Here is a 16,404-nt window from a genome sequence, read left to right on the forward strand (position 1 = left end):
TACATATGAAAAAGCTGATTGCTTATGACCTGGGGACCGGAGGCATCAAGGCCTCCCTGTTTTCAGAGGACGGGGACTCACTGGCCGACGTGTTCATCCAGTACAAAACGTATTTTCCGCAGGAACATTTTGTGGAGCAGCGTCCCATGGACTGGTGGGACCATGTCTGCGTCGCCACAAAAAAGCTGCTTGTGACGTCCGGCTCACCTGCGTCGGACATTGCCTGTGTCGCCCTTTCCGGCCACAGCCTGGTGGCCGTGCCCCTGGACAGCCGCGGCAGCCTTCTGGCTGACCAGGTGCCCATCTGGTGTGACATGCGGGCAAAGGAAGAGGCAGAGGAACTGTTTTCAAGGCTGGATTATGACAGCTGGTACATGACCACAGGCAACGGGGACCCGGCTGAATGTTACACCGTCGCCAAGCTGATGTGGATGAAGAAGCACCAGCCCGTCCTGTACCGTCAGATTCACAAAATCCTGGGGTCCAAGGACTTCATCAATTACATGCTCACCGGCACCATGTGTACGGACCCCTCCTACGCATCGGGATTCGGGGTGTTTAACCTTTTAAAATGGGATTATGAGCAGGAATACATGGAAGCAGCAGGAATCCGGCCGGAGCTGTTCCCTGAAATCCGCCCCAGCGATGCCATCATCGGAACCGTCACCCCGGAGGCGGCCCGGATGACCGGACTGGCAGAAGGCACCCCGGTTGCCTGCGGCGCGGTTGACAACACCTGCATGGCCCTGGGCGCACGCGGATTAAAGGAAGGGGTTGCCTATACTTCCCTGGGTTCCTCCAGCTGGATTGCCGTGACCTCCTCCAGGCCCATTGTGGACAGGGATACAAAGCCCTTTGTATTTGCCCATGCCAGGAAGGGGTACTATACATGTGCCGTCTCCATCTTCTCCGCAGGCAATTCCTTCCGTTGGATCCGGGATAACCTGTGCAGGGATTTAGGGGATGACACCGACACTTATGAGGCCATGAACCGCATGGCTGAAAGCGTTCCCCCGGGCAGCAACGGGGTCATGTTCAACCCCACCCTGGCCGGCGGCAGCGCCCAGGAGCCATCTCCCGACCTGAAAGGCGGGTTCATGGGATTATCCCTCAGCACCACCAGGGAGGACCTGGTGCGGGCGTCCATGGAAGGCATCGCCATGTCCCTGCGCTGCACCCTGGACATCCTTATGACCCAGACCGATATCACCGGGGAAATGCTCATCTGCGGCGGCGGCAGCAAAAGCGCCGTATGGCGCCAGATATTTGCGGACATCTATCATCTTCCTGTCCTGAAAACCAACATTGACCAGAACGCCGCATCCTTAGGCGCCGCGGCCCTGGCAGCCAACGGATGCGGCCTGTGGGATGGTTATGACCGCATCCCGCACATCCACCGGACCGAGGACCTCTCCCTGCCTGATCCGGACGCCAGCGCCTTATACGAAAAGATTCTGGCGGTCTATCGCAGATGGACAGGATACCTGGCCGAATTAAGCGGGATGATGCCAAAAGCATGACCCATCCCTGTCCTCAATCCTCCGTCCTCCCATCCCCCTGTCCCTCCTGATACAGGTACAGCCACGGAGTATTCACCGGCAGGGCTGCAAATTCATCCCTGCAGTACTCCTGCACGGTCCCGCCCCGTCCCACCCGCAGCAGCCGGTCGGCCAGGGCCAGGGAATCAGCCAGGTTCACAGCCATGATGACCACCGGGATTCCCCGGTTCAGGAAGCGTTCCAACAGTTCCATGATATGGATGCGCAGGGATACCTCCGCACTTTTAAAAGGCTGGACACAGAACACGATTTCCGGGTTCTGTAGAAAGATCCTGGTGTAAATCAGGTCGTATTTCTGCCGTTCGGTCAGCCGCTCGATAGGCGTGTCAAATACATCTTCCCCTAAAAAGCCCGCGTATTCCCTGCGCAGGCTTTTCTTAATTTTCCTCTTCCTCCACACGCCGTCCATCCGGTGGTCCAGCGTAAAGCACAGGTTATCCAGATAGCTCATATTGGGAAACAGCATGGTGTGGACAGGCAGCTCCTGGATGATGGCCACGCGGCGGTCATGCAGGCCCCCTGACAGGGTCCCGTTAATCCATATACTGCCGCTCTTTTGCCTGCTCCCGCCTGACAGCACCGGTATCAGCTCCCGGATCATGCAGTTGTCCAGATCCTGCACCACCAGGCATTCCCCCTCATACGCTGAAAAGCTCAGGTTCTCCACCTGCCCGCAGCACAGTTTTTCCATCCTGAAGACAATATGGTCCGTGCCCGGCTCCGGCCGGTTCCGGCGGGCCATCCGCTCCCGTACATGGCGGTCAAAGTCCTCCGTGCACCGCAGGAAGAATGGATCCGGGGGCTTTTCTGCCCCGCCAAAGCATTTTATGATCTGTCCGTTGAGCATGAGGGCCGCGCGGTCGCAGATCTGCTGCGCCTCCTCAAAATGGGCTGCCACGTACAGGAACGACATCCCCCGCTTTGCATAGTGGCGCAGGATGCTGCTGAGTTTTTCAAGCTCCGCCGCGCTGATGAAGGTGCTGATATCCTCCAGCACCACCAGATGGTTCCCGGCGACCACTGCCTTTAAAAGCTCCACCACAAAGCGTTCAAAGGTACTGAGGTCTTCTATGTAGGCATCCGCAGGTATCTCCATCCCGATATCTTCCATAAACGGCTTTATCTGCTCCCGCAGGATCCCGGGCTGCATCAGCCTTTTGCGGAACCCCGGCCTGAGCACGAAAATGTTGTCAGCCACCGTCAGGTCTTTTGCCAGACAGCTCTGATTCTGTATGATACTGACCCGGTTGGTGCTGACCCGGTTCATGCCGGTACAGGGAAAACGCCAGTCATTGACCAGCTTTTCCTTATAGTAAACAAATCCATAGTGCAGGGGCAGGTTCTGGCGCAGCAGCCGCATCAGGGCCGATAGCCCAAAATGGTTGGCCGGAACAAGCCCCAGTATCTCCCCGGTCCAGATGGTCATGCTGAAATTCTCCAGCAGGGCCACTCCCTGTTCGCAGTATGTCACACGCTCCATGCGGAATACTTCTTCCCTCATTTTAAAGCCTCTTTATTCTTAAGCTCCCTGTCATTGGCAATGGCCGGCAGGTTAATCTCCACATCCGTGCCCACCCCCGGCATGGAGAACACGTGAAGCCCGTATTCCTCCCCAAACAGCAGATGGATACGGTTATTTACATTCACAAGCGCGATTCCTCCCCTGGTTTCCGAGCCTTGGGAGGCAAATGCCTGTCCGCTCCTGCCCAGCCGTTCATTCATCCTGGACAGGACCTCCTCATCCATCCCCACACCGTCGTCGGATATGCGGATCAGGAGCCGTTTCCCGCTGCGCTCCAGATGGATGGTCAGATGGCCTGTACCTATCTTGCACTCCGTGCCATGGATGATGCTGTTTTCCAGGATGGGCTGCATGGTCAGCTTCGGAAGGCGGCAGCCATAGATTTCTTCCCGCTCCTCCGGGTCACATTCAATGGTCAGGCTCAGCCGGGAGCCGAACCTGTACTGCTGGATCCGGAAGTAGGTCTGGCAGTTCTCCAGTTCTTCCTCCACGGACACCAGGTTCTCCACCTTACTGATGGTGTAGCGGAAAAATGCCGCAAGGGCCTCCGTCATGTCCGCCACACCTGTAAGCCCTGCTATAAGCGCCTCGCTGCGGATGCTCTCCAGCGTATTATACAGGAAATGGGGGTTAATCTGGTTCTGCAGGGCCAGATACTGGGCCTGCCGTTTGTTCAGCTTAAGCAGCTCCGAGGAGTCCATGATTTTCATCATATGGGCCAGCATCTGGTAAACCATGGGCGTTGGGGCGGTCTGGCACAGATGGGTCAGGTCCGCCGTGGTATATCCGTCCAGGAACAGGCGCATGGTCCGTTCCATGTGAAGATAGGGCTTCAGGATCATGGCGTAAAACCACCATAGCAGCACAACCAGCAGAACCAGGGACAGGATGGCGGGCCAGAAGGGCGCATTGCCCAGGAATGCCAGGAACAGAAGCCCGGCAATCAGAAACAGATGGATACACAGCGCCGCCGCCAGCAGTACCATGACCCGGACTGACAGATATTCAAAACGTTTCATATCCCCTGCCTCCTTCCAACATAATTCCTTCGCCAGCGCCTATTCTGTCACCGCCCATTCCTTCGCCGCCCATCCCTACCCATACAGCTTCCTGTATTCCGCCGGGTTCAGCCCCGTGTCCTTGTGGAAGGTATGGGTAAAATGCTTCCTGTCGCTGTATCCCACCTTCTCACATATCTCAGCCACAGGAAGGCTGGTTTCCCGTAAAAGTGTCTTGGCTTCTTCCATCCTGACCCTGGTAAGGTATTTGGCAAATCCCTCCCCTGTTTCCCGTTTGAACAGGGTGCTGAAATAGTTGACGCTGAAACCGATGTCCTCGCACACGGTTTCCAGGGTGATAGGCTCCTGGTAATGCTGCATCACATACTGCTTGGCAATGCGGATGGGGCGGGCTGCCTCATTGCTGCGAAGGTCCCTGGCCTCTGACAGAAGCCTGGCCTGTATCTGTTTCAGCTGTCCGAACAGACCGCCAACCGTGCTGCACTGGCTGCAGCAGGCCGCAAAATCCTGCTGGATTTCCTCCACATGGCTGAGGGCGGTCCTGGCAATGAACAGACGTCCGGCAGACAGAACAAGTTCCAGTATTTCCCTGCCGCAGATCCGCTCCAGCCCCAGTACCTCGCGTTCCAGCATGCCGCAGGCCTCCCCTGCCTCCTCCAGGTTCAGGGTATCCACGGAATGCTCCATCAGCTTCATGTACCGGTCCAACAGGTTCTGCTTCTCCAAACCGGAACCAGCAGGCACGGTTTCCAAAAGCCTCCCGGTCCCCTCCATCAGCCGTTCCCACATGGCGCCCTTTGCCCCCTCCAGGGAAACACCAAGCTGGCCCGGCGCAGCGGTGGGCGCGCCCAGGGACAGGGTGAAATCAAGGGGGCCCATCAGGTCCTTTTTCACTTCCAGGTGGTTAAGGCATTCCCGCAGCCCCCTGCGCACCTCGTCCCTGCGGCCGGAATCGTAATTGAGAAGCCCATACCCGGTATAGGACTGGAAATACAGCACCATGTCACAGCAGATGGAGGTCATTGTATGATTAAAAATATCCCTGATTTTTTCCTGTATGACCCCGGCGGCCGTGCGGTTCACCTGCTCCATGCTGCAGTCCATCTTCACCATGAACACCTGGTACATGTCCCCGGACGTATCCACATGGTAACTGTTCCTCAAGGTTTCCGCCGTCAGGTCATTCAGGCTGCCGGACAGCAGGTCCTTCATCAGGCTTTCCCGGATACGGCTCAGGTCCTCCTGGCTGTTCTGGTGCTGGCGGTGGATGGCCGTCCTGGTCTCCTGTCTGGCCTCACATTTTTCCCGTATCTTTTCCAGGGTTTCCATTAGCTCTGTCTGCTTAATGGGTTTTAACAGATAATATCCCGCCCCGTATTTCATTGCTTTCTGGGCATATTCAAAATGCGCGTATCCGCTGATGATGACCACCTCCAGGTCCGGCATCAGCTCCTTTGCGCTGCGTATCAGCTCCAGTCCGTCGCATCCAGGCATACGGATATCCGTAATCAGTATGTCCGGCTCCCTGGACTTAATGAGTTCCAGCGCTTCCAGGCCGTTCTCAGCCAGGGCCGTCACCTCCATGCCCAGGGAATCCCAGTCAGCCAGGGCCTGGACCAGCCTGCATATCAGGCGCTCGTCATCCGCGATAATTACTTTTAACATAAGTTCCCCCCTCAGGCCTTTTACATTCCCTTCCCTGTATCATATCATGCCGGGTTTTGCATTTCAACAAAAACGCCGTTCCTCAGAGCGGCGTTCTTGCTGTATGTTCAGGATTTATTATTTTTTCAGGACAGACACGCCTGTATCGGATACAACCCCGCCAAGGGAATCTCCCTCAAGGGCCTTAACACAGGCTTCCACGCCCTTTGAACCCATTACGTCCGGGTTCTGTGCCATGGTGCAGAGCAGGTATCCGTCGTCAATCAGTCCAAGGATGGCGTCTGATTTATCAAAGCCCACGCCGATGATCCCGTCCTTGCCTGATGCCTTGATGGCATTGCCTGCCCCGGTGGTGGATCCTTCGTTACAGCCAAAGATTCCCACCACGCCCTGGGTGATGTAGTTCTCAGCAATGCTCTGGGACTTGGCTGCATCGCCTTCGCCGTACTGTGTCTCCAGCAATGTGAAGCCCTTGCCCTCAAATGCAGAGCGGAAGCCTTCTTCACGCATGACGCAGGAATCCGTTGCAGCGTTCACGTTGATGATGCCAATAGAACCGGACGTAACGCCTGCTGCCTCTAATGCCTTTAACATTTCCTCCCCGGCTGTCCTGCCGGCTGCCTTGTTGTCCGTAGAGAAGGTTGCCTCTGCGTCCACGTTGGCCGGTGAATCCACATATACGATCTTGACGCCTGAGGACTGGGCCTCCTTCAGTGCGGATGAGATGGCATCCGGGCCGTTTGCAGCTACCATGATTGCCTCGTAGCCGCCTGCAACCGCATTGTTCACACACTCAATCTGCTGTGCGTCATCCTTGGTATTGGGGGACATGAAGGTCACGGAAACGCCAAGGGCCTCTGCTTCCTTCTGTGCGCCCTCGTTCAGCGTTACCCAGTGCTGGTCAATGGAGTCCATGGTAATAAGGGCAATCCTATATTCCTTGCTGGCCTTTGCGGTAGTTTCCCCGGCTGCCGCGCTGGCTGTCCCGCCCTGTGCCGTGAGGACAGATACGCCTGTGTCGGTTACCTTGCCGCCCAGGGATTCCCCGCCTACAGCAGCAACAGCCGCCTTGACGCCTTCATAGCCCATGACGTCCGGGTTCTGCGCCATGGTGCAGAGCAGGTATCCGTCACCAATCAACCCCATGATGGCGTCCGACTTATCAAAGCCCACGCCGATGATCCCGTCCTTGCCTGATGCCTTGATGGCATTGCCTGCCCCGGTGGTGGAGCCTTCATTACAGCCAAAGATTCCCACCACGCCCTGGGTGATGTAGTTCTCAGCAATGCTCTGGGACTTGGCTGCATCGCCTTCGCCGTACTGTGTCTCCAGCATTGTGAAGCCCTTGCCCTCAAATGCGGAGCGGAAGCCTTCTTCACGCATGACGCAGGAATCCGTTGCCGCGTTCACGTTGATGATGCCGATGGAGCCGGACGTAACGCCTGCCGCGCTTAACGCCTTTAACATTTCCTCCCCGGCTGTCTTGCCGGCCGCCTTGTTGTCCGTGGAGAAGGTCGCCTCTGCATCCACGTTGGCCGGTGAATCCACATACACAATCTTGACGCCTGAGGACTGGGCCTCCTTCAGTGCGGATGAGATGGCATCCGGGCCGTTTGCAGCCACGATAATGGCCTTTGCGCCTGCTGACACCGCGTTGTTCACACACTCAATCTGCTGCGCATCGTCTTTTGTATTGGGAGCCATGAACTGTACGGTCACGCCCAGCTCCCCCGCCGCCTTCTGCGCGCCCTCGTTCAGCGTTACCCAATGCTGGTCAATGGAGTCCATGGTTATCAGGGCAATCATGGTCCCGGAGCCGGCTGCCGGTGTCTCCGTCTTTGCCGCCTCAGTGGCTGCGGATGCTGCCGTGGTAGCCGCCACATCCTCTGTCTTGCTGCCGCATCCCGTGATAAGGGAAGCTGCCAGGCCCAGGGAACAGGCCAATGCTAACATTTTTTTCATTGCATTTTCCTCCTTTTTGCTTTCACATACGTTTCTCATACATATATATTAGCGCTGCCGGGATTGCTGCGGTCACAGGGTGTAAACCTGTGCCGCAGGCATTCCCCCAGGCGTCTAATCCTTATTCATTTCCCTACGCCTTCTTCTCTGCCATGGGGCGTTTCCGAATCAGCATGCCCTTGCGCAGCACCACATCCAGAAGCACTGCAAATACCACGATGATACCGATTACAAGGCGCTGGATCCCTACCTGGACCCCAATCATATTCAGTCCGTTCTCCAGTGTCTGCCACACAGCCGCTCCGGCAAATGTCCCCAGCAGGATCCCGGTCCCGCCAAGAGGTGAGATACCGCCGATAACGCCGGCCGCAACCGCGTACATCTCATACATGTTGCCTGCCTCCATGTTGCCCATGTTGGCCTGGCCGCAAAGGATGAGTCCCACCACGAAAGAACAGAATGCGCTGACAAGATATGTCTTTGTCACGGTTGCCACCACGCTTACGCCTGACAGCTTGGCTGCCTCCACATTGGAACCGATGGCATAGATATGGCGCCCGGTCCTGGTCTTGGAGAGCAGGAAGAAAAAGGCGATGAACAGCACCAGCGCAATCCAGAAGGTATTAAACACACCCGCGGTCTTGCCATAGTAGAAAAATGCCTGGAACTTATCAGCTGCCTCCTTGCCGATGCCGGAGCTGATGGCGTCCGTATTCCGGTTGCCGTTTACCATATAGGCAACGCCCCTGGCCACGAACATGGTTCCCAGCGTTGCAATGAAGGGCGGCAGCTGGAACTTTCCAACCAGGATACCGTTGATGACCCCGATGGCCAGGCAGCAGATCAATGTGATGAGGATTGCCGCCATGGGATTAACCCCGTGTGTCATCAGGGTTGCGCTTATCATGGCGCTCATGCCCACCACGGAACCGATGGAAAGGTCGATATTGCCCGTTATGAGCACATAGCTCTGCCCGATACCGATAATCAGGTACTTGGACATGGAACGGAACAGATTGGTCACGTTCTGCCCGGAAAACACAGTGGGATTGATGGCGCCAAATGCGATGTAAATGATGATAAGCCCTGCAAATGCAGTCAAAGCGCCCCTCATGCCCCGGATATTCAAAAACTGTTTCACAGCCCCTTGATTCTTGTGATTCATTGCTTCTTCCTCCTCGTTATACGCACCCGGCGCCTGTGTTCCCGGCGCCTGTGTGCAGTGCATGGCCTGCTGTACTCAGGTCATACTACCTTTTTCTCAAACCTGGTTGCCAGTGTCAGGATACTGTTCTGGGTGGCTTCATCCGCCATCAGTTCCCCGGTGATGCGCCCGTCGCACATGACCACGATCCTGTCCGCAATGCCCATGACCTCCGGCATCTCGGAGGAGACGAACATGACCGCAATCCCCTGTTGTTTTAACTGGTTCATAAGGTTATATATCTCAACCTTTGCCGCCACGTCGATTCCCCTGGTGGGTTCATCAAATATCACCACCCGTGAGTTCCTGGCCAGCCATTTGCCCACCACCACCTTCTGCTGGTTGCCGCCTGAAAGGTTGCCTGCATTCACATCCACATTGGGCGTCTTGACCTTTAAGTCAGCCACCACCTTATCACACATCTCATCTTCCTTGGACCGGCTGACCACCCCTAACCGGTTGCACAGCAGATCCAGGTTGGGGAGGGCGATGTTATGGCGGATGCTCAGCTTGGTGCACAGGCCGTCCTTTTTCCTGTCCTCAGGAGCCAGGACGATTCCGGCCTGGATGGCGTCCTCCGGCCTTCGGATTGTGATTTCCTTTCCATCCAGGAAAAACTGCCCGCTTTCCTTGGGGTCGATACCGAATATGGCCCTGGTGGTCTCGGTCCTGCCCGCTCCCATAAGCCCTGCAAAGCCGACGATTTCCCCTTCGTAAAGGGAAAAATTAACATCCCTGACCATCCTGCCCGCATTCAGGTTCCTGACCTCCAGCACCAGCCTGCCCTTGTCGCATGTGACGCGGGGGAACTTTTCCTTAATCTCCCTGCCCACCATGTTGGAAATGATTTCATCCAGGGTGGTGTCCTCAAAATTCATGGTTGTTATGTACTGCCCGTCGCGCATGATGGTAACCCGGTCCACAATGGACTGCAGTTCTTCCAGGCGGTGGGATATGTATACAATCCCGCATCCCTTTTCCTTCAGGTTGTGTATGATGCGGAACAGGTCCTCAATCTCACGGGCCGTCAGCGCCGAGGTAGGCTCATCCATGATAAGGATTCTGGCATGGGTGGAAAGGGCTTTTGCAATCTCCACCATCTGCTGTTTGGACACCGGAAGGTCGCCCACCACCTGATGGGGATCCAGGTCGATTTTAAGCTCGTTCAGGATGGTCCTGGCTTCCTCCTCCATCTCCTTGTTGGACAGGACCATGCCCTTTACCTTCTCCCGCCCCAGGAACATGTTCTCTGATACGGAGAGATGCCTGCACATATTAAGTTCCTGGTGTATGATTGCAACTCCTGCCTCCTGGGCCTGCTTTGGGTTCATGTCCCCATACTCTTTCCCGAATATCCGTACCGTGCCCTCATCCCTTGTATAAACGCCGCTGAGCACCTTCATCAGGGTACTTTTTCCAGCGCCGTTCTCTCCCAGAAGCGCCATGACCTCACCGGAACGCAGTTCAAAATGCACATGGTCCAATGCCTTCACTCCCGGAAAACTCTTGCAGATATTCTCCATGGAAACAATCGTTTCGCTCATTTTCAGCCACCTGTCCTTCTCTGTAATCAGTATTCAGACCTCTATTCTCTGGTTTTATTATAGCAGGACTCATCTGCACGGATAAGGGGGGCATGATCCTAATTAGGGGGGTATTATTATGCACTTTTACAATATAGCGCGTGTACTCCCCTTATCCATCCATCATTTTTCATATATTATGGCATGGAAATGTCCCGTTACCAGCACTTTATGACAAACAAAAAAAGTCCCCTGCCAACCAGACATTGGCAGAGGGCCTATGGTACTGTAATGAACTGTAATGAATATCATTCTTTTGTATCTTCCGCTTCCTTCTCATCATGGATTACGTATGATTTAAGCCTTTCCTGCATCCTCCTCTTACTCCGGCGCAGTATCAGAAGTATGAGAATGACAATCACCGCCAGGGGAAGCCATATCGGGCTGGCCGCCAGGAACCAGATCAGGAAGCCGGTTGCCCCCCTGGACACGGCATTGAGGTTCTTTGTAAATCCTTTCTCAATCCGCTGTCCGATTCCTTCTGGTTCGGTGGGCGTAAAGGATGCGGCCTCCCTGATCTCGTGGATGTCCAGATAGACCGTGCTGTAATCCACCTGGTTGTCGTACAGCCTGAGCTGTGATTCCATGGATTCCAGCTGGTAGCGGATTTCGGAAAGCCGTTCTTCCAGGGCAATGACCGCCTCCAGCGTATCCGCCTTCTCAAGTAAGGCCCAGATGCGCTCCTGTTCCACGGACAGGGATTTCTTCCTGCTTTCCAGGTCGCTGTACTGCAAGGTAACGTCCTGGGTGTTTTCTGATTTGTTGGTGATATTGCCGTTCGCCTCCACCGTGGATACAAACCCGTCCAGCCTGTCAATGGGGACGCGGACCGTAAGGGACGCATACCGTGGAACCAGCTCATTCTGGTAGTTCAGGCTGTTACCCGATATGTCCGACTGCTCCACATATCCGCCCAGTTCCCCAACCTTGTCTGTCAGCGTCTTCATCAGCTGGTCAAATGCATCTGTCTCCACGGACAGGGTCACGTTGCGTATCAGCTTGCGGTTGGGGGGAATGGCCTGCCCAAGGGATGCGGTATCCGTCACCCCAGCCTTATCCGCAGCCCCCTCCCATTGCGCAGGGTCATCCCAATCCGTTCCGGCCGCCGATTCCGCCGCAGCCATGTTCTCATATGCGGCCTCTGTCATGGCAACGGCTGTCTGGCTGCTCCTGGAACTTCCTCCGCAGGCCGACACCCCCAGCAGGGCTGACAGGAACACGGCAAAGCCATAAAACAGTACTCTTTTCCTCATAATACTTACCTCCTCGAAAAATCAGATTTTTCACACTCTTATCAGATAATATTACGATAACATGTGAAAATCCCCTTTTCAATAGAAGTAACAAAGGATTAAGAAAATCTACCGCACAATGTAATCTTATGCCCAATCCTGATGACAGCGCCATAGGTTATCACAGTTCCCTAACCGTATGGATATCACAGTTCCCCGAACCGTATGGATGTCTCACTCCCCAAACAGTGCGGATGTCTCACTCCCCGAACCGTACGGATGTCTCACTCCCCGAACCGTATGGATGTCTCACTCCCCAAACCGTATCCCCGTCAGTTCCCTCACCTTATCCATGACCTCCATCTCCATGACCGAACCTTCCAGATGGGCTGCGGCCAGCTCCCTTCCGCCATCCATCTGCGCGAGTTCCACCATCCGCTGCACTTCGTAATACATATTGTTGTCTTCCTTCTGGATTTCCCATGTCTCCGGCCTGCCGTCCCGGTATGTAACCTGAATCTTCCTGGTATCCTGTATCTGCCAGATGAGCATGTTGGCATCCTCGCCCTGGATTTCACTGGGCTGGGCAGAATCCGTTATCTTGGAATATCTTGCCTCCCCCAGCATAGAACCATAATCCATGAGCACGGTCCCTGCCCCTTCCATATGATTGTGCAGGAAAATGCCTGAGGCCATGATTCTTTGCGGCCTTCCGAACAGCAGCACCATGGGGTGGATGCAGTAGACGCCGATATCCATAAGGGCCGCATTGGAAAGGGCGGGGTTAAAGGCATTTTCAATGACTCCGTTTTTAAATGCATCATATCTGGAGGAATACTGGCAGTACTGGAACACGGCGCGCCGGATCTGCCCCAGACGCGGAATCGCTTCCTTTATCTTCGCAAACCCGGGGTCGAATACAGGGCGCATGGCCTCCAGAAGGATTCTCCCATTCCCGTCCGCCGCCTTCCTCATGCGCTCCAGTTCCCGTGCATTGGATGCAATGGGCTTTTCACACAGCACATGCTTACCGTGTTCCAGCATGAATACGGTCTGGGCGCAGTGGCTGCTGTTGGGGCTTGCTATGTATACCGCGTCCACCTCCTTATCATCCGCCAGGGACTCCAGCGTGGTGTACACCTTGTCCACTCCATAAACAGACCCGAAGGCTCGTCCATTGTCCTGTGACCTGGAGCAGACCGCCTCCAGCTTAAAGCCAGGCACCTTTAAGGCGGCCTTCATGAATGTGTGACTGATTTTTCCTGTTCCTATGATTGCAAAACGAAGCATGGATCCTGTCCTCCTTCTTCCGGATTAAACTTAATCTACCCGGGATTCCTGCTTCTATTATAGCAAAAATCCCGGGCAGATCCCATACCATATTTCTGGCATCTATCCTTTAGCGGTTCAGCTTCCAGGCCCCCACTAACCGTTTCAAGTAATCCATGTACCCGGCCTCACGGACGCTTCCATTGGTGAGTACATTTACCTCGCCCAGCTTCTTGCCTCCCAGGGTGTATTCAAGGACACCTGCCTTCTGCCCCGGTTCCACGGGCGCGGGCATGGATTCGGCCAACACCAGGTTTTTCTCAATTGCCCCCAGGTCCTCCCCCTTCAGGCTGAGATAGGAGAATACCCCTTCGTATGCAAGGCCCACCTCATCTTCCACACCGCCGGTCACGGGCATCTGGGGAAGGGGCACATGTTCCTTGTCTTCGTAGAGCTTGCAGTTGGCATAGCCATAGTTTAACAGGGTCTGGGCATCCCCGAACCTGGCCTTGAAATCAGGGGCGGCCATGATGGTGGCTATGAGCCGCACGCCGTCCTTTTCCGCTGTGGCGGACAGGCAGTACTTCGCAATGGAGGTGGAGCCGGTCTTCAATCCGGTCACCTTAAAATTCGTTGCCATCTTAAGCAGTTTGTTGGTGTTGGATAGGCCGAATTCCTTGGTTCCCTGTTTTGTGACATGGGTTATGTTCTCCATCCAGATGGTGGAATAATTATGTATCTGGGGGTATTTGTTAATCAGTTCCCTGCTCATGATGGCGATATCCCTGGCAGTGGTCAGATGCTCCGGTGATTCCGTAAGGCCGCAGCAGTCCACAAAATGGGTATTGGTCATACCCAGCCCCGCCGCCCGCTCATTCATCATCCGCACGAATTCCTCTTCCGTCCCCCCTATGTACTCTGCCATGGCCACTGACGCATCATTGCCGGAGGCAATGACAATGCATTTAATCAGGGTTTCCACGGTCTGCTTCTCCCCTTCTTCCAGGAATACCTGGGAACCGCCCATGGATTTTGCATGGGCGCTGGTGACCACCTCGTCCGTCAGATTGATTTTCCCCGACTGCAGGGCATCGAATATAAGGATAAGGGTCATGACCTTGGTAACGCTGGCCGGGCTGCGCTTCTCGTCCGCCCCCTTTTCGTAGATTACCTGTCCCGTGGACGCCTCCATAAGCACGGCAGAAGGCGCCGCTATCTGAACCGCTGCCTGGGTATCCGCAGAGGGCGCTTCTGTTGGCTGGGAATCCGTGGATGGCGCTTCTGTGGACCGGGTGTCTGCCGAAGGCACTTCCACTGCCTGGGTATCCCCAATCCGCTCCCCGGCAGCCTGGCTGTCCACGGCCTGACCATCTGCGGCATGGCCGTCCACGGCCTGACTGTCCGCCGGCTGTCCGGCTGCCGGCTGCGCCGCCCCCGCGTTCCCGCCCACAGCCGTTCTCAGTTCACTGTCAGCAACAACCGCTCCCACAGGTATGGCAATATCGGGCTCCTGCCCCAGCGCCGTGGCCGCGGGATGGACCAGCAGGACTGTAAATGATAACAATATGGCTGCAATCCGTTTCATATCTTCCTCCGATAAACTCATCTGCTACTAATTGTATGGGGACGGACAAACAGCTTATTCCCAATTTTCAGTCATTTTTCCCGCAAAACCATAATATATCCGATGCAGCGGCAGGACGATGCCACCATACCGTACGCTTCATCCCAGCACAGTCCGTTCCCAGCACAATCCGTCCCAGCACAGTCCGTCCCAGCACAGTCCGTCCCAGTGCAGTCCGTCCCAGCACAGTCCGTCCCAGCACAGTCCGTCCCAGTGCAGTCCGTCCCAGCACAGTCCGTCCCCACACCATTCATCCGTGCCTTCCCATTCACTCCCCCTGTCCCAGTTCATCCAGCCTGCGCAGTTCCTTCCTAAGCAGTAAAACAGCAATCACCGCCATGGCAAGGTCCGCCCCAGGCCCCGCCCAAAGCACACCGTCAAGTCCATAAAACCTCGGCAGGATGGTCAGGAGCGGCGGAAGGAAAATAACCTGGCGGGTCAGGGATATCAATATGCTGCGCCCCGGCCTTCCCTGGGCGGAAAAGAATCCTCCCACCGAGCTTTGCAGTCCATTCAGGAAAATGAACAGCAGGAAAATACGGAAAAACCTGGCCGCAAATTCAAAGTATTCTTTTGTCCCCTTCCCGAACAGCGCGGTAATCCGCACCGGTACCAGCTGGTAACACAGAAAAATGCAGAATCCCGCAGCCAGTACCATGGCCACCACGGTCCGGGCCGCCTCTGCCACCCGCTTATAGTTCCTGCGTCCGAAATTATAACTGACAATGGGCTGCATGCCATTGGTGAGTCCGGTTACGACTGCTGACGCCATTGTATTTACCTTATTTGCCACACCGGCCACTGCCAGGGGGATTTCACTCCCATATACCGATGACGCGCCGTATTTCCTGAGCGCATGATTAAGGAATATCTGCACCAGGGCCTGCGTCATGAAGTTAAATGCCGGTCCGGCCCCCAGTGCCGCTATCTTCCCATAAAGCAGCGGCACTGGCCAGAAATCCTTTTTTTGCAGGGCCATGGTCCGGCAGCGGGGAAGGTAGAGCAGGACCATGGCCGCCCCCACCGCCTGGCTCACTGCCGTGGCCCACGCAGCCCCCCGGATACCCCAGCCGAATCCCAGGATGAAAACAGCATCCAGCACTATGTTAAGCAGGGCGCCGGCAGCAATGCACCAAAGGGCATAGTTGGGACTGCCATCGGCCCGGATTAAGAAGGGACCCGCCGCGCCGATGATTGAAAACACATAGGCCAGGGCCGTAATCCTTGCATATGGCAGGGCATAGGGCATCACGCCCCCGGTACATCCAAACAGATAGAGGAATGGTTCCGTCCATACCGCCATGACCGCGGAAAGGATTAGCCCGCACAATACCATAAGTCCAAAACCGCTGCCCACGATCCTGCGCGCCTTCTCCTCTTCTCCCCCGCCCAATGCCAGGTTCATGGCAGCCGATGCCCCCACGCCGCACATCAGCGACAGGGCCGTAATCAGCGTAATGGCCGGAAACACCACGTTGGTGGCAGCATTGCCCACAATCCCCAGGACATTGCCAATAAACAGCTGGTCCACGATATTATAGACGGAAGTCACCAGGCTGCTGGCCAGGGATGGGATACAGAAACCGCACAGCAGCCTTCCCATGCTGCCGTGTTCCAATGCGTCAATGCCTGTCCTCTTTTCCATAGACTCATTCTCCCCCTATATCTTTTATCATAAATTATAGGGGAATACCGGGACGCAGTTAAGTAGCGGCGGCTACATATGATACATGAAAATACGGCAGCGCCATGATATATACCGGCG

The 16,404-nt window shown here is 55.6% G+C and carries 12 protein-coding genes; 1 reads left to right on the forward strand and 11 read right to left on the reverse strand.

Annotation, left to right across the window (positions count from 1 at the left end; genetic code table 11):
* Positions 1-5 precede the first annotated feature (5 nt).
* On the forward strand, positions 6-1,520 hold the full coding sequence (locus tag LK536_RS47735; RefSeq protein ID WP_227796361.1) for a xylulokinase: 1,515 nt from the start codon (positions 6-8) through the stop codon (positions 1,518-1,520).
* A 13-nt stretch (positions 1,521-1,533) separates the two neighbouring features.
* Here the strand turns inward: LK536_RS47735 and LK536_RS47740 are convergent, their stop codons facing one another.
* From LK536_RS47740 to LK536_RS47790, 11 genes are all read right to left on the reverse strand, one after another.
* Positions 1,534-3,060: an ATP-binding cassette domain-containing protein gene (locus tag LK536_RS47740; RefSeq protein ID WP_227796362.1), complete on the reverse strand. Its 1,527-nt coding sequence runs from the start codon at positions 3,058-3,060 to the stop codon at positions 1,534-1,536.
* The gene (locus LK536_RS47745; RefSeq protein ID WP_040381368.1) at positions 3,057-4,100 is read right to left on the reverse strand and encodes a sensor histidine kinase; all 1,044 of its coding nucleotides are present in this window, start codon (positions 4,098-4,100) and stop codon (positions 3,057-3,059) included. Before LK536_RS47745 ends, LK536_RS47740 begins: the two co-directional genes overlap by 4 nt.
* Before the next feature lie 75 nt (positions 4,101-4,175).
* Positions 4,176-5,765 (reverse strand): response regulator transcription factor, encoded by a 1,590-nt coding sequence (locus LK536_RS47750; RefSeq protein ID WP_130789510.1) that lies wholly within the window; start codon positions 5,763-5,765, stop codon positions 4,176-4,178.
* Between the two features lie 117 nt (positions 5,766-5,882).
* On the reverse strand, positions 5,883-7,727 hold the full coding sequence (locus LK536_RS47755) for a substrate-binding domain-containing protein (RefSeq protein ID WP_034576221.1): 1,845 nt from the start codon (positions 7,725-7,727) through the stop codon (positions 5,883-5,885).
* A 133-nt stretch (positions 7,728-7,860) separates the two neighbouring features.
* Positions 7,861-8,892, reverse strand: coding sequence for an ABC transporter permease (locus tag LK536_RS47760; RefSeq protein WP_008722012.1), 1,032 nt, complete (start codon positions 8,890-8,892; stop codon positions 7,861-7,863).
* Between the two features lie 80 nt (positions 8,893-8,972).
* Positions 8,973-10,475 carry a sugar ABC transporter ATP-binding protein gene (locus tag LK536_RS47765; RefSeq protein WP_025482975.1) on the reverse strand — a complete coding sequence of 501 codons (1,503 nt, stop codon included), beginning with the start codon at positions 10,473-10,475 and terminating at the stop codon, positions 8,973-8,975.
* A gap of 287 nt (positions 10,476-10,762) precedes the next feature.
* Positions 10,763-11,767, reverse strand: coding sequence for a DUF4349 domain-containing protein (locus tag LK536_RS47770; RefSeq protein WP_227796363.1), 1,005 nt, complete (start codon positions 11,765-11,767; stop codon positions 10,763-10,765).
* A 288-nt stretch (positions 11,768-12,055) separates the two neighbouring features.
* Positions 12,056-13,036 (reverse strand): Gfo/Idh/MocA family protein, encoded by a 981-nt coding sequence (locus LK536_RS47775; RefSeq protein WP_227796364.1) that lies wholly within the window; start codon positions 13,034-13,036, stop codon positions 12,056-12,058.
* 109 nt (positions 13,037-13,145) lie between these two features.
* The gene (locus LK536_RS47780) at positions 13,146-14,600 is read right to left on the reverse strand and encodes a D-alanyl-D-alanine carboxypeptidase family protein (protein ID WP_227796365.1); all 1,455 of its coding nucleotides are present in this window, start codon (positions 14,598-14,600) and stop codon (positions 13,146-13,148) included.
* Between the two features lie 138 nt (positions 14,601-14,738).
* A complete protein-coding gene (locus LK536_RS47785) occupies positions 14,739-14,930 on the reverse strand; it encodes a hypothetical protein (protein WP_227796366.1) in 192 nt (63 codons plus the stop codon).
* The gene (locus LK536_RS47790; protein WP_227796367.1) at positions 14,908-16,284 is read right to left on the reverse strand and encodes an MATE family efflux transporter; all 1,377 of its coding nucleotides are present in this window, start codon (positions 16,282-16,284) and stop codon (positions 14,908-14,910) included. Before LK536_RS47790 ends, LK536_RS47785 begins: the two co-directional genes overlap by 23 nt.
* Positions 16,285-16,404 lie beyond the last annotated feature (120 nt).

It is taken from the genome of Clostridium pacaense, assembly GCF_020709765.2.
Classification (GTDB): domain Bacteria; phylum Bacillota; class Clostridia; order Lachnospirales; family Lachnospiraceae; genus Enterocloster; species Enterocloster hominis.

What these genes read in the sequence shown, in the direction of transcription:
- LK536_RS47735 (WP_227796361.1), top strand. Translation starts at nt 6, where the DNA reads ATGAAAAAGCTGATTGCTTATGACCTGGGGACCGGAGGCATCAAGGCC.
- LK536_RS47740 (WP_227796362.1), bottom strand. Translation starts at nt 3,060, where the DNA reads ATGAGGGAAGAAGTATTCCGCATGGAGCGTGTGACATACTGCGAACAG.
- LK536_RS47745 (WP_040381368.1), bottom strand. Translation starts at nt 4,100, where the DNA reads ATGAAACGTTTTGAATATCTGTCAGTCCGGGTCATGGTACTGCTGGCG.
- LK536_RS47750 (WP_130789510.1), bottom strand. Translation starts at nt 5,765, where the DNA reads ATGTTAAAAGTAATTATCGCGGATGACGAGCGCCTGATATGCAGGCTG.
- LK536_RS47755 (WP_034576221.1), bottom strand. Translation starts at nt 7,727, where the DNA reads ATGAAAAAAATGTTAGCATTGGCCTGTTCCCTGGGCCTGGCAGCTTCC.
- LK536_RS47760 (WP_008722012.1), bottom strand. Translation starts at nt 8,892, where the DNA reads ATGAATCACAAGAATCAAGGGGCTGTGAAACAGTTTTTGAATATCCGG.
- LK536_RS47765 (WP_025482975.1), bottom strand. Translation starts at nt 10,475, where the DNA reads ATGAGCGAAACGATTGTTTCCATGGAGAATATCTGCAAGAGTTTTCCG.
- LK536_RS47770 (WP_227796363.1), bottom strand. Translation starts at nt 11,767, where the DNA reads ATGAGGAAAAGAGTACTGTTTTATGGCTTTGCCGTGTTCCTGTCAGCC.
- LK536_RS47775 (WP_227796364.1), bottom strand. Translation starts at nt 13,036, where the DNA reads ATGCTTCGTTTTGCAATCATAGGAACAGGAAAAATCAGTCACACATTC.
- LK536_RS47780 (WP_227796365.1), bottom strand. Translation starts at nt 14,600, where the DNA reads ATGAAACGGATTGCAGCCATATTGTTATCATTTACAGTCCTGCTGGTC.
- LK536_RS47785 (WP_227796366.1), bottom strand. Translation starts at nt 14,930, where the DNA reads ATGAACTGGGACAGGGGGAGTGAATGGGAAGGCACGGATGAATGGTGT.
- LK536_RS47790 (WP_227796367.1), bottom strand. Translation starts at nt 16,284, where the DNA reads ATGGAAAAGAGGACAGGCATTGACGCATTGGAACACGGCAGCATGGGA.